The organism is Clostridium sp. CTA-19 (assembly GCF_054767855.1).
The window spans coordinates 61,522-76,849 of the sequence record NZ_BAAABH010000016.1; the positions used below are offsets into that span (position 1 = coordinate 61,522).

A 15,328-nucleotide genomic window follows, 5' to 3' on the forward strand; every position below is an offset into this window, starting at 1 on the left:
TATTGATATTTTATAAAAAATGGATAAATTAAAGGAGTAAAAAAGAAAAATTATAAGTATTTATAGGCCTTTGACAACGACTATATAGTGAATGATAAATCGGTAAATTTAGATATATATTTTACTATTTTTATAGTAGAAATTTTTATTATTTTTAGTTTTTTATATTTTTATATGGATAGAAATAGTGTAATAGATTTTATTATGCTTGGAGCCATGTCTTTAATTATTATTATTTCATATTTAAAAGGTACTATTTGGGGAATGTTGAGTAGTGCTTTTGTTATATTTATTTATGCTACATATTTTATATACACTAATATAACTTTATCAAAAACTATAGAATTAAATGTTTATTTGTGGTTATTTTTTATACCTATAATTTCGTTTACTATAGGAAAAATATCTTACAACATAAATGAGTTACAGGGGTTGGAAAAGGAATTAAAAGAAGAAGTTGATGAGTTGATAACTATAGATAAAGAAACAGGATTAGGTAATAGCAGAGGTTTTTATAATGATTTAGAAAGAGAAATAATTAGGTCGAAAAAATATAATAGACCTTTTGTATTAATGATTATTAAAATAACTTATTATGATGAACTTTTAAGCTATTTTGGAAAAGAAAAAATTAAAAAATTATTTAATATGATAAGTAAATCTATAGTTAAATCAGCAAGGATAGAAGATACGAAGTACATGTTAAATGAAAACACTTTTGCTGTATTATTAATTGAAACTAATCTTAAAGAATCTAATGTAATTAGTGAAAAAATAAGAAAAAATATAGAAAATCTAGATTTAAAATCTAAAAATAAAGATAAAAATATAAATTTGGAAATGAAAATTTCAACAGTAGAATATAAAAATGATATAAAAAATGCCTTTGAATTTAAAGAAATGGCTGATAAGGAATTAGAATATGATGTTTAAGAAATATATATTAATTTTATTAGCATTTTTTATAACTACATGTTCTTTAGGAATAGATACAAAAGCAAAAGAAGATTATTTAAATGTACTAATCGTTTATGATACAAAAGTAGAATTTAGTTATAATAGAAATATTTTAAATTCCATTTCAGAATTGATGGGTGCTTTTAATACAAAAGTTGAAACAGTGGACATAAAAGAATATAAAAAAAATTATCTAGAAAATTATGATTATGTATTTTCAGTAATAATAGATAAAGACGTTAATAATGAAGAATTTATATACGATATAAAGAAATTTGATAAAACAATTTGCTGGATTGGAAATGGAATAGAGAAACTGGTAGAGAATAATGAAAATTATAGTATTAGATTTACACCTAAGACTGTAGACTTAAAAGAAATATATTATTTTGCAAATGGAGAAAAGGATAAAACATTAAAGAAATTTACAATAGATAAATATGGAGAAATAAATATTATAGATAATATCAATGAAGAAATAATAATACATTCTTATTTTAGTGATGGAAAGCAGCAGTATCCGTATGTAGTAAATGAAAAAAATCTTTGGTATATTTCTTTAATACCTAGTGAAAATATTTTATTTTTTATATTTTCAGACATGTTAAATGAAATTTTTAATGTAGAAAATATTAATGAACAAAAGATATTTATAAGAATAGAAGATGTTCATCCTTTTAGGGATATTTATGAGTTAAGAAAAATCGCAGATTACTTATATGATGAAAATGTACCTTTCATAGTGGCACTTATTCCAGCTTATATAGATACTAAAACAGGATATGAAAATTATATAACAGATAAACCAGAGTTTATAAATACTATAAAGTATTTGCAAGATAAAGGTGGCACTATAATACTTCATGGATATAATCATGGAAATTTTAAAGATAAAGAAGGTGGGGAAGACTACGAGTTTTGGAATGGTGTAAAGGATAGTCCAGTAACATGGGATGTAGAAGAATATGTTGATAAGAATTTAAGTAAAGCAGTTATAGATTGTGTAAAAAATGGTATATATCCATTAGGTTTTGAAGCTCCACATTATGGAATAGATTCAAGAGGATATTCATCTATAAAAAAACATTTTTCAACATATGTTGGTGCATATCAAAGTAGTGATAAACAATTTACAACAACAAGTTATCCTTATATTTTAAGAAATACAAAGAACTTTAATTGTCTTATTCCAGAAAATTTAGGATATATAGATAATGAAGATATTTTATGGAAAGATAAATTAGAAGAAAATTATGACATATTAAATTTGGTTAGAGGACACACTGGAGGGATGTTTTTTCATCCTTATTTAGATATTGAATATTTAAAGGAATCTGTTGAATTTCTAAAAAGTAAAAATGTAAGTTTTTTAGATTTAAAAAAGTATGACAATTGGATTGAGTTTAATGATATAACTATTAAATCAAAAGATGGAAATATATCCGTAGAAAATAGACTTAAAGAAGGTAGTCTTGATGAAGAACACAACAATAAATATGTAGAAAAAATAAATAAAATATTAGCAATAATTGTAGGTATATTTTGTATAATATTTTTCATTATATATTTATATTTTAAAAACATAAATAAGAAAAAATTTTTAAGGTGATCTAATGGAAAATTTAACATTAATAGATTATTTATTTCTTTATTCACTTATATCTATATGGTTAGTACTTTTAATAAATATATTGTTAGCTACAAATGGATATATGTATTACATGAAAATAAATAAGATTAAAATACAACTTATAGAAGATAAAAAGTGTCCTTTTGTTTCTATATTGGTTCCAGCCCATAATGAAGAAAAAGTAATATATAAAACAGTTAGAGCATTATTACTTTTGAATTACCCTAAAGATAAAATGGAACTTATAGTTATAAATGATAATTCTAATGATAATACTGCTGAAGAATTAAAAAAAGCAAAAAAAGAATTTCCAAATTACAATTTTACTATCATAACTACAGATAGTATAACTGGTGGAAAGGGAAAATCTAATGCATTAAATTTAGGTTATAAAAAAACTAAAGGTGAATATATAGCAGTATATGATGCAGATAATACTACAGAAAAAAACGCTCTTAAATATTTAATAACTAGAATACATAATGATAAAACTTTAGGGGCAGTAATAGGAAAATTTAGAACAAGAAATAGAGATAGAAATGTATTGACGAAATTTATAAATATTGAAACTTTGAGTTTTCAATGGATGGCTCAGGCTGGAAGATGGAATCTTTTAAAATTATGTACTATACCTGGTACTAATTTTGTTATAAAAAAATCTATACTAAAAAGGTTAGGTGGGTGGGATGAAAAAGCTATATCCGAAGATACAGAAATAAGTTTTAGAATTTATAAAATAGGTTATAAAATAGCATTTATGCCACTTGCAGTAACTTGGGAACAAGAACCTGAAACAATTAGGGTATGGTTTAAACAAAGAACACGGTGGGCAAAAGGAAATATATATGTACTTAACAAATATCTTATAAAAATATTTAAGGAAAAACCATCAAAGATTTTATTTGATGTAATATATTTCTTTTTAGTGTATTTCTTATTTTTATCATCAGTACTTATATCTGATGGAATATTTATATTAAGTATATTTACAAACTTAAAAACAAGTATAAATGGAAATCTTAATATATTATGGATATTAGCTTATATACTGTTTATTTTAGAAGTTGCTATAACATTAACAATGGAAAAAGGGCAGGGAACGTTTAAAAATATAATTTTAATACCGATAATGTACTTTACATATTGTCAGATGTGGTTAATAGTAGCAGTCAATAGCTTTATTCAATACATAAAAGATATAGTTTTAAAAAGAGAAGTTAAATGGTACAAAACAGAAAGGTTTTAATATATTTACGTTAATCATGAAATTAATTTGAAAAATTAAATCTACAAAGGAGGGATAATGTGAAAAAAATTGTTACATTGTTTATTACGATTTCTATTATATTTTCCCATATAGCTTTTGCTCAAGATTTCAATGAGGAAATTATAGGTAAAAATTTTCATTTTACTCAGGAAATAAAAAATATAGGAGTGAATTCAACGGAAAGTGTTTTTTTTACTGTTGATAAAAAGTGGGAAATTCAAGATGGATACTTAAACTTGATTTTAAGTAAAAGTGAACTTATAAATGAAGATGAATCAACATTAACTATAGTGGTAAACAAAACTCCTATATATTCAACAAAATTAAATGAAACAAAAGATTATAAAGAAACTATAAGAATACCAATACCTAAAGAAAACATAATACAAGGTTTTAATGAAATACAAATAAAAACATATAAAAGAATAAGTGAAAAACCTTGTGAGGATGATATTAACTCAGCAAATTGGATAGTATTTTATGAAGATTCTTTTATACATTTAGATTTTAAAGAACTAAAAGATTATAATTCCTTGCAAGATTTTCCATATCCATACATAAAAGAAAGTGATATAAAATCAAGTGTTAATATTATTATTCCAGATGATTTTACAGAAGGTGAAATAACTTCATCAATGATTATTTCAGGGTATATTGGAAGGTTGTCACAATTTAAAGAGTTTACCTGTAATTTATTAAAAACATCAAACATTAATGAGGTGAAAAATAATAATTTAATATATATAGGTTCTTTAAATAGTGCGCCTAAAGAAATATCAGAACTTTTGACAGAAAAAGAAAAAAATAATTTATCTAAAGAGGCAATTTTAAAAGAGGTTAATTCACCTTATGAGCATACTAAAAAGCTTCTTTTAATTGTAAGTGAAAATGATGAAATGCTTAAAAAAGCTACTAAATTTATTTTAAATGGAATGTTAGTAGAGAATACTAAAGAACAAGTTGTAGTTATAAATGAGAGTACTAAAGTTTTAGATTTAAATAAGAAAAAAAATACTGATATTTCATTAAAAGATTTAGGATATGATCATATATTATTAGAAGGACCATTTGCTAAAGAAACTAAATTCTCACTATCAATACCTAAAAATAGAACTATAGAAAAGGATTCAAATGTAATTTTAAAGTTTAAATATGCTAAAAATTTAGATTTTGATAGGTCTTTGGTAACTATATATGTTAATGAAATACCTATAGGAAGTCATAAAATGTATATGGATAAAGCAGATGATGACGAACTTAAAGTTACTATACCAGAAAGTCTTAGAAATACAAATTCATATGATATTAAAGTGAAATTTAATTTAGAAGTTAAAGATTTAATCTGTGATACTACTGGAAAGGATACACCATGGGCATATATATCTAATGAATCCTGTGTGCATTTACCTTATAAAGATAGTAAAAAGTTAATATTTGAAAATTATCCATACCCATTTGTAAGAGAGGGAAATTTTGATGATGTTATAGTAGTAATACCAGATAATATAAATGATGAAAATATGAAAAGTTTATCATCTATTGTTGCATACATAGGGCAAGATTTAGAAAGTAATAATGGCAATATTAATGTAATTAAATCCTCTAATTTTAAAGGAGATTATAAAAATAAAAATTTAATATATTTAGGAACTCCCAATGATAATATAGCTATAAAAGAAATAAATGAGAAATTAAACATTAAATTTAATGAAAGTTTTACTGCTTTTGAATCTAATGATAAAATTCAATTTACTGAAAATTATGGGAAGAATATAAGTGCTATACAACTTATAAAGTCACCATATAACAAAGATAAAGCAATAATGGTTGTAACATCTCCAAATAATGAAAGTCTAAGCTATAGTGAAAAGTATTTGACTAATAATAATTTATTGAAAAAGCTTAAAGGAGACGGGGCAACAATAGATAAAGATGGAAAAATTCAGAATGAGTATTATCAAGATGTAGATAAAAATATAGAAGATAATTGTTTTGAAAAATTTAAAATTGATAAAAATACAAAGATATTAGCTATATTTTTTACTTTTATATTACTTATGGTATTAGGAACTGCTGTATTTACATATAAGAAATATAAGAATTAAAAAGAGGTGAAATATGTATTAAAAAGAATTTTATAAGTAGCATTTTAGTTGTAATTATCATAAGTTTCATGTTCATAATTATTAAAATATTTATTTTTAATAATTCAGTAATGCCAAAAGAGCCATTAAATATTACAAAGGAGAAAATAAAAAGTGGAAATTTATCTGTTGATTATGAAATAGATAAAGTTTTAGAGGATGTTGAAATTTTAAAATTAAATACTGTGAATGTACCTGTGATTATAAATATAAAAACATTAACAGATAGTGATATGAGCATAGACAAAAATAGTATGGAGAAGGCTAAAAAAATTATTAAAAAATTAAAGAAAAAAAATATAAACGTAATATTAGAAGCTTACCCATGGATTAATGATGGAAAAGATTATGAAACAGAGTGGAATCCCAATAACATAGATTTGTTTTTTTATAATTGGGAACATAAAGTACTTTTGCCTTTAATTGAAGAAATAGCAAACCCATATAAAGTTTTTGCGTTAAATACTGCTTCAAATTTTTCTCAAATGGAAAAGTATGAAGAGAAGTGGTGTTACCTTATACAAAATATTAAAAGCAAATATAAAGGGCTTACGACATATAGAACTAGTTGGTGGTATACAGCAAGTTGGGATAAAGTTAGTGAGGAAAAATATAGAGATAAGCTTGAAAATAGAGTATTTAATAATGTGGATTTTATAAGTATAGCAGCATATTTTGAGCTTAGTAATAAAAATATAAATTCAAAGGATGAACTAGTAAAATATATAGAGGAAACAAAGGCACATAATAGAAATCAAAATATAAAAAAAGAAATATATAATTTTTATAAAATGTGGGAAAAACCAATATTTTTTGGTGAATTAGGATTCCCTAAACTAGAAGGAGCATCTAAAGAACCATGGAACGTACAAGTTTCTAAAAAATTAAATACTCAAGAACAGGTAGTGGGTTTTTTAGCTTATAAAGAAGTTTTTGAGGATGAACCATGGCAGTTAGGATTTTCTATATTTGCTATAGGTAAAGATGATAATACAAAAGTATATTATCCATCTAGGGAAACAAAAAAAGTAATTAAAGATTGGTATAAAAAGAGAAACTAAAAATAAAACTATATAATTTAAAATCTGTTAGTGTGAATTTTCCATTAAGCTTGTATTCTTATAATAATTGGGTTAAATTTTAAAAGTATAATTTTAATTTAGCCCAATTAAAATTTATGGTATATCAATGTTTATAAAAGTAGATTTTAGCAACTGTATGTTGAATTTTGACAACTAAATTGCTATAATTGAAGTTGCAATTTGATTAAATGGAGGTCATAAAATGACTACTAGAATAGCAATTTTAGGTGGGCCAAGATGTGGAAAAACTACACTCATGCAACATTTATATGTTGAAATGAAAATTTTAGGTATGAATGTAGGATGTGCAGCAGAATATAGTACTGATTATCTAAGAGAAAAGGGAATGATAGAGACTATTTCCGAGCAATATGGAATATATCTTGGACAAGCTAAATTAGAAGAAGAATTAGAAATATTTGATTATGCAATAACAGATTATGCTACTTTTGTACCATATGTATATGCTAGATTTATGCTAGGAGAAAGAAAACGTACTGTTAAAGAAATAGAAATATTAAAGGACCTTTATGGGTTAGCTATAAGAGACATTTCTAAATATGATTACATATTTTATGTTGGAAGAGAATTTGGATATGAAAAAGATGGTGTAAGATGGCAAGATGAAGAAACAGCTCAAAAGGTTGATGAAGCTATAAAAACCTTCTTAGACGTAGAATCTGTTCCTTATATAGAATTAACAGGTTGTACAAAAGATAGGGCTAAAACCATATTAAGTATAATGGACATAAAGTCACAAGAAGCAAATGAAAATTAATTTAATTTGAATAAATTTGATAGGGCATTCATGTCCTATTTTTTTGTGTATAAGAAAACAATTTTAAAATTTTTTAATATTAATCATTCATATGTATAGGGAAACAAGCTCCAATTTAAATTTATTCAAGAACCTTAAAATATTTTTATACAAGATACAGTGTTGAATTCTAGGTGATTCTGAGCATGTCTCACTATTTTAGGTATCCAAGTTTTCGAACGGATAATTTTAAAAGTTAACTTAGAACCCTATACATTATTTAAAATAAATTTACATGGAAAAATTAATTATATATAATTTAATTGTAACAATAGATTTAATATTCAAATTTTAGATGTAAAATAAATGTAAAAAATAAATTTAGGAGAAGAAATTTATGATAAAAATATTATTTTTAGAGGATGAGCCGACTATTTCAGATGTTACTACAGAATATATGAAAATGCAGAACTATGAAGTATTTCAAGTAGAGAATGGAGAAGAAGCTATAGAATTAATAAAAAAAGTAAATTTTGATTTAGCTATATTAGATATTATGGTGCCTAAAGTTACTGGTATTGAAGTACTTGAATATATTAAATTGAATAGACCACAAATGGCTACAATAATGTTAACTGCTTTAGGCGATGAACAAACTCAGCTGAAAGCATTTAATTTACTTGCTGATGATTTTGTAGTAAAACCATTTTCACCATTATTATTATTAAAAAGAATTGAAGCAATCCTAAGAAGAGTTATTAAAAATGATAATTTTAAAATAGCAGAAAAAGGTATTTCAATACATGATGAATCATATCAGGCTTTTTATAATCAAAAGTCTTTAAATTTAACGTTAACAGAATTTCTATTACTTCAAATTTTGATAAAGGAACCCAATAGAGTTTTCACTCGAGACATATTAATTTCAAGGATTTTCAATGAGGATTACTATACCAATGATAGAACTATTGATGCACATGTAAAAAACCTTCGAAAAAAATTGCCTAAAAATTATATAAAAACTGTTACTGGAGTTGGATATCAGTTTAATATGGAGGAAGCTTAGTGAATTTATATAAAAAAACATTGGTATATGGAAGTATTATATCAACTACAGTAGTTGGTTTAATGTTAATATATTTTATATTTATGATACCTTCATTATATGTAGATTATATGGAAAAAGAAAATTTTCAATCAATAAAGAAAATACAAAGTGAATATGTAAAAACGGGAAATTATAGAGAAATCCAGACTAAAAATCCTACAGGAACAGTTACATTTAAGATTCCTAAGGAAGGAAATTTAATATATTTGGCAAACAAATTAGGTACAATAAAAATTGATATTAAAGATGAGGAATTAGTATTAGTTTTTAATAAGATAAGAGATGTATTTTTAGAAAAGGATAGCGAAGTTATAAAAGAAAAAAAACAAGAAATAAAAGAAATGATTTCAAATTTTAAATTTTTAAAAAATAATCCTCCTATAAATTTAGAGTTTTTGCAGAATGATAATTTAAATGTTTTTAAAGAAATATCATCTAAATTAACTGTTGTAGATGATAATACAATTATATTTGAATCTAATTCTACAGATGGATTGAATTTTTATACTACATATATAGCTACAACTTTAAATGACGAAGAAATTATACTTTCAATATTACCGGTTATGACACCAGAAATAGGAGAAATCAAATCAATAATTTATCAAAGTTTACCTATGATTATTTCAACAGCTATTTTGTTAATTTTAATTTCAACAGTGTTTTTTTCAAGAAAAATAGTTATACCAATTGAAAAATTAGCATATCATGCAGATTATATGAGAGGAAATGAAAAGCTTTATGTAGAACCAATTGAAGTTAAAGGTAGTGATGAAATTGCAGTTTTAGCTTCAAGTCTTAATGAACTATATAAAAAGCTAAATGAAACATTTAAAGAGCTTGAAAATAAGAATAAATCTTTATATGAACAAAATAAAAGACAAGAAGTATTTTTAAGGGCTTCTTCACATCAATTAAAAACTCCTGTAGCAGCATCATTACTTTTGGTAGATGGGATGATAAATGAAATAGGGAAATATAAAGATACAAAAACATATTTACCAAATGTAAAACACAAACTTTTATCTATGAGAAAAATAATAGATGAAATTTTATATCTTAATTATAATTATGAAGGTATGGAAAAGGAAAATTTAGATGCTTTAGACATAGTAAGTGAGATATTATTTGCCTATGAAATACAAATAAAAGCAAAAAAGATTCAAGTGGAAAAAAGGTTGAAATCTAAGATGTTAAACACTAATAGAGAGCTTTTGTATAAAATAATAGATAATTTAATTAATAATGGAATAAATTATACTGAATCTATGGGAAATATAAGAATAGAAATTACTGAAGATAAATTAGTGGTTACAAATTATGGCGTTAATATTAATAAAGAAATTTTACCTAATATATTTGAACCATTTGTTTCTGGTGAAAGTGGAATTGGTGGACATGGGTTAGGTCTATATATTGTTTCTTATTATTCAAAGATACTAGGTTATAATATTACTATTATTAACATTAAGAATGGTGTTGAAGCAACATTACTTTGGTAAAGTTACTTCATTTAATTATCAAAGGATATGCATAAAAGCTTCATATGAATTTCATATGAAGCTTTTATAATTAAGATATAGAAAGCAAGTAATTGGGAGGAATAAAATGATTACTATAAATAATTTAGAGGTTAAATATGGAGAACAAGTTGCTCTTCAAGTTAAAACACCAATAACTTTTGAAGAAGGTGACAGAATAGGTATAATAGGTTCTAATGGAGCTGGAAAAAGCACATTGGTAAAAGCTATTTTAGGATTAATAAATTATAAAGGAAATATTCGAACAAAGTTAAAACTAACAGAAATATCAGCACATTTACAAGAAAATAATTATCCATCAACTATGGCGGTTAAATACGTTATTGAAGGTATTTTAGGGATAAAGATTAAAAATAACCATCAACTTAATGATTTAATTTCTTTTTTTGACTTTGAAAATTGTTTAAATAAAAAGTTTAGTGAATTGTCTGGAGGACAAAAACAAAGACTTACAATAATACTTGTTTTAATGCAAAATAATCAATTAGTATTTTTTGATGAGGTTACTTCAGGGTTAGATTTTGAAACACGTCAAAATTTAATGAATAAAATTATTCAGTGGTACGATGATAAAAAATCAACCATATGTATAGTCTCACATTATTATGAAGAATTAGATCAGCTAGCAAACAAAATTTTAATTCTAGATAAAGGAAAAGTTGTAGATTTTGGATATAAGGAAACATTATTTGAAAAATATTGTGGTAAGGCCATAATAACTATAGAAAATAATATACAAAATGAGAAGTTAGCAGAAAAATTTAAAAAAATATTATCGCCAGAACATCTAATTGCAATTCCATGTTACACAAAGGAAATGGAACTTGAGATAGCAAATAGACTAATAAACAAAAATGTAAACTTCAAAAGAAGTAATAATGATATAGAAATAATGTCTATTAATGCAAAGGCAAACTATGATGGAGGTAATAAGAATGAATGTGAAGTTGTTTAATATAAATTTAATTAAATATGAGATAAGAAATCTTATTGGAAATATATTTACAATTATTTTTGGATTAGTGTTTCCTATAGTAATGTCTATATTAATGAGTAATTTAATTGGTGGAAAGGTTCCAGGAAATATGAGGCAGCAGGTTGTTACTAATATATTTATTACATCTAGTATGATAATTCCATTAGCTACCGTACTTGTAGGATATTCAGCTATTTTTTCAAATGAACTTGAAAAAAACATTCCGTTAAGATTTAAGTTGTTTGGATATAGTGAAAACTCATTAATTATTTCAAAAATATTTGCAAATCTATTTTTTATAACTGGTGGTTTGATTTTTTATACATTAGTAAATTTTCTAGTATTAGATATTTTAGTGCCAACAGTTAAGAGTGCTATTATATTGATAATAGCATTGTATCTGCTATCTATAATATTGTTTATACTTGCACATGGAATAGCTTTAATATTTAAGAAGTTTGGAATAACTTATGCAATAACCATGACAATATATTTTGGAATTATGATTTTAAGTGGATTATTTGGAATTCAAGCAAAGGAATTTCCGCCGGTTCTTAGAAGAGTGGCATATACTCTTCCAACTACTTATATAGGAAATGAATTCATTGATTTTTGGAATGGCGGTGTTTATAATTTTGTACCTTTTATACAATCATTAATTTTCTTTGGATCAGTATCCGGAATAGTATTGTTTTTTGCAGTGGCTTATAACAGCAGAAAAATAAAATAGTACTTATATATTTAATGGAAAGATTTGAAAATCAAATCTTTTCGTCAACTTTTTTGTATCAGTTAAGAAAATGGTGATTATAATTTTAACCTGTTGTTTAGTTTGGAACTTTATAGTGAATTAAGATTAAGTGTTGTGTTTTGACAACACTTTTTTTGTAGGAAAATCATATATTTACATTTAGAATAAGTGGTAGCTTTTATTTGTATTATGCATTTTCATATGATATTATAAAAAGTAGTCTAAATTTAAGTTGTTATAAAAATAGAAACTATTTTGCCTTTGGTATTTTGGTTGTTGATTACATATTAAAAATATTAAAAAGGTATATATATTTTATATGCCTAAAAACTATATATTTAGGGAAAAATACACTTATATGGTTTTAAGATTTATATTAAAGATATAAATATAGTATATAAATGTTACTTTATAAAGAAGTAAAATTAATTTTCTTCATTTCAATGAGTAGTTTAGGTATGTTAAATTGAGTGGATAGTTTTTTATAGATCTTATTTATAAATTAATAAAGGAGCGGATAATTTTGAGTGAGTATATTAATGAAATAAAGAAAAGAAGAACTTTTGCTATAATCTCTCACCCTGATGCTGGTAAAACAACACTTACAGAAAAATTACTTTTATATGGTGGAGCTATAAGAATGGCTGGTTCTGTTAAAGCTAGAAAAGCTTCTAAACATGCGGTTTCAGATTGGATGGAAATAGAAAAGAAAAGAGGAATTTCTGTTACATCATCAGTAATGCAATTTGGATATAATGGATTCTGTATAAATATATTAGATACGCCAGGTCACCAAGATTTTAGTGAAGATACATATAGAACTCTTATGGCAGCGGATAGTGCAGTTATGGTATTGGACGGAGCTAAAGGTGTAGAGGCACAAACAAGAAAATTATTTCATGTTTGTAGTATAAGGGAAATTCCTATATTTACATTTGTAAACAAAATGGATAGAGAAACAAGAGATCCTTTTGAACTAATGGAAGAGCTGGAAACAGAGCTTGGAATAAAGTCTTATCCAGTTAACTGGCCAATAGGGGTTGGAATGCATTTTAAAGGGGTTTACGATAGAGAAAAGAATGAAATAGAAATATTTAATGAAGGTGATCATGGTCAAAAAGAAATTACAGGTACAAGAATATCTTTAGATGAAACAGAAAAAGTTATAGAAATTATAGGAGAAGACCTACATGAAAAACTATTGGAGGATATAGAACTATTAGATGTAGCTGGAGAAAATTTTGACTATGAAAAAGTTAAAATAGGAGAATTAACACCAGTATTCTTTGGTAGTGCTTTGACTAATTTTGGTGTTGAACCATTCTTAGAACATTTCTTAGAGTTAACAAGTACACCACTTGGTAGAAATTCTGATAAAGGAGTTATTGACCCACTATCAGAGGATTTTTCAGCTTTTGTATTTAAGATACAAGCAAATATGAACAAGGCACATAGAGATAGAATTGCGTTTATGAGGATTTGTTCAGGAAAATTTGAAAAAGGCATGGAAATATTCCACGTTCAAGGAAAATCTAAAATAAAACTTGCACAACCTCAACAGTTTTTAGCTCAAGATAGAGAAATTGTCGATAGTGCATATGCTGGAGATATAATAGGTGTATTTGATCCAGGCATATTTAGCATAGGAGATACATTATGTACCCCTAAAAACAAAATTAAATTTGAAGGAATCCCGACTTTTGCACCGGAACACTTTGCAAGAGTTAGAACTGTAGATACTATGAAAAGAAAACAGTTTATAAAAGGAATAACTCAGATTTCACAAGAGGGAGCTATTCAAGTATTTAAAGAATTACATATTGGTACAGAACAAATCATAGTTGGTGTTGTAGGAGTATTACAATTTGAAGTTTTAGAATTTAGGTTAAAAAATGAATATAATGTAGATATAAAAATGGAAATGCTTCCATATAGAAATATTAGATGGATAGAAAAATCAGAAGTTCCAGCTGAAGATTTAAGTGTAACAAGTGACACTAAGGTAGTAAAAGATTTTAAAGATAGGGATCTTTTAATATTCCAAAATGATTGGGGAATTAGTTGGGCTTTAGATCATAATAAAGGTTTAGTATTATCAGGAATAGCTAAAAATGAATAAACAAAGCCTAGAAATGGATATATAATCTGTTTCTAGGTTTTTTGTTTAGAAATTGTATTGCAAAACACTTTATATTGTAGTACTATAATTTATGGAAATATAAATAAAAAGTAAATTGTAACGATACAATAAATAGGAGTGATAAGAGATGGGGAATAAATTAGAAACTAAGGTTACATCTAAAACTAATGTTAATTCAATTGTACAAGTTGGAATGATGGCGGCCATAGTTTATGTAGCAACTAGTTTAATACACGTGCCTTCTGCATTTGGGGAAGGGGTACTGCATTTAGGCGATAGTGCTGTGTATTTAGCTGCAATATTATTAGGAAAAAGAAAAGGAGCTCTAGCAGGTGGAATAGGTATGTGTTTGTTTGACTTGCTTTCTCCATATGTAGTTTGGGCACCGTTTACTTTTGTTATAAAAGGAGCAATGGCTTATATAGCGGCTACACTGGCTTATAGAAAAGGTTACGAGGGGAAAAATTTCATAAATAATTTATTTGCGTTTATTGTAGCTGGAATAGTAATGATAATTGGATATTTTTTTGCAGGATGGATACTATATGATTTACCAAATGCAATAGCATCTATTGCAAATAATGTACTTCAAGTTTCAGCAGGAATGGTTATAGCGTTGCCTTTAAGCACAATGATAAAAAAACGTTTAAGATTTTAGTTAAATATAAATCTTATTAATCCATATTTTTATCTTAAAAACTTTGAAAATTTTTTATTATATGAAAAAATTTAAATGACATGAAAATGTAATGGATATGTCAAAAGATTGACACATAAAGGTATTAAAATATAACTGTAATTTAAAATTTGTTCAAGCATATTTAAAAGATAAGTCCCCCTTATAGTTTAATTAGTGCTGAACTTAACACATAAAATATATGTTAAAATTTTAAACATCACACATCCCGAAAAAAGGTAGACCTAAAGCTACCTTTTTTTATTTTATATTTTTATATAAAATAAAAAGAGAGCATA

12 protein-coding genes are annotated in these 15,328 nt (G+C 25.1%); all 12 read left to right on the top strand.

Translation table 11 applies throughout. The annotated features are described in order from the left end of the window. The first annotated feature begins 87 nt into the window (after positions 1-87). The 12 genes from ACYUE0_RS10280 (at position 88) to ACYUE0_RS10335 (ending at position 15,011) form a co-directional block, all read left to right on the top strand. Positions 88-933: a GGDEF domain-containing protein gene (locus ACYUE0_RS10280; protein ID WP_460270460.1), complete on the top strand. Its 846-nt coding sequence runs from the start codon at positions 88-90 to the stop codon at positions 931-933. Further along, the gene (locus tag ACYUE0_RS10285) at positions 923-2,566 is read left to right on the top strand and encodes a DUF2334 domain-containing protein (protein ID WP_460270461.1); all 1,644 of its coding nucleotides are present in this window, start codon (positions 923-925) and stop codon (positions 2,564-2,566) included. The genes ACYUE0_RS10280 and ACYUE0_RS10285 overlap by 11 nt, the downstream gene beginning before the upstream one ends. A gap of 4 nt (positions 2,567-2,570) precedes the next feature. After that, positions 2,571-3,833 carry a glycosyltransferase family 2 protein gene (locus ACYUE0_RS10290; RefSeq protein ID WP_460270462.1) on the top strand — a complete coding sequence of 421 codons (1,263 nt, stop codon included), beginning with the start codon at positions 2,571-2,573 and terminating at the stop codon, positions 3,831-3,833. A gap of 59 nt (positions 3,834-3,892) precedes the next feature. Further along, positions 3,893-5,959, top strand: a complete 2,067-nt coding sequence (locus ACYUE0_RS10295; RefSeq protein WP_460270463.1) for a cellulose biosynthesis cyclic di-GMP-binding regulatory protein BcsB — start codon at positions 3,893-3,895, stop codon at positions 5,957-5,959. Positions 5,960-5,976: 17 nt separating this feature from the next. Next, a complete protein-coding gene (locus ACYUE0_RS10300; RefSeq protein ID WP_460270507.1) occupies positions 5,977-7,059 on the top strand; it encodes a glycoside hydrolase family 113 in 1,083 nt (360 codons plus the stop codon). A 223-nt stretch (positions 7,060-7,282) separates the two neighbouring features. After that, entirely contained in the window at positions 7,283-7,858 is a 576-nt protein-coding gene (locus tag ACYUE0_RS10305) for an ATP/GTP-binding protein (protein ID WP_061994137.1), read from the top strand. Positions 7,859-8,234: 376 nt separating this feature from the next. Continuing rightward, the gene (locus ACYUE0_RS10310; protein WP_460270464.1) at positions 8,235-8,903 is read left to right on the top strand and encodes a response regulator transcription factor; all 669 of its coding nucleotides are present in this window, start codon (positions 8,235-8,237) and stop codon (positions 8,901-8,903) included. Then, positions 8,903-10,447 (top strand): HAMP domain-containing sensor histidine kinase, encoded by a 1,545-nt coding sequence (locus ACYUE0_RS10315; protein WP_460270465.1) that lies wholly within the window; start codon positions 8,903-8,905, stop codon positions 10,445-10,447. Before ACYUE0_RS10310 ends, ACYUE0_RS10315 begins: the two co-directional genes overlap by 1 nt. Positions 10,448-10,553: 106 nt before the next feature. Then, positions 10,554-11,441: an ATP-binding cassette domain-containing protein gene (locus tag ACYUE0_RS10320; RefSeq protein ID WP_061994134.1), complete on the top strand. Its 888-nt coding sequence runs from the start codon at positions 10,554-10,556 to the stop codon at positions 11,439-11,441. After that, positions 11,422-12,192 carry a hypothetical protein gene (locus ACYUE0_RS10325; RefSeq protein ID WP_061994133.1) on the top strand — a complete coding sequence of 257 codons (771 nt, stop codon included), beginning with the start codon at positions 11,422-11,424 and terminating at the stop codon, positions 12,190-12,192. Before ACYUE0_RS10320 ends, ACYUE0_RS10325 begins: the two co-directional genes overlap by 20 nt. 544 nt (positions 12,193-12,736) lie before the next feature. Then, positions 12,737-14,332: a peptide chain release factor 3 gene (locus tag ACYUE0_RS10330; RefSeq protein ID WP_460270466.1), complete on the top strand. Its 1,596-nt coding sequence runs from the start codon at positions 12,737-12,739 to the stop codon at positions 14,330-14,332. A 148-nt stretch (positions 14,333-14,480) separates the two neighbouring features. After that, positions 14,481-15,011 (top strand): ECF transporter S component, encoded by a 531-nt coding sequence (locus ACYUE0_RS10335; RefSeq protein WP_061994130.1) that lies wholly within the window; start codon positions 14,481-14,483, stop codon positions 15,009-15,011. Positions 15,012-15,328: the final 317 nt, after the last annotated feature.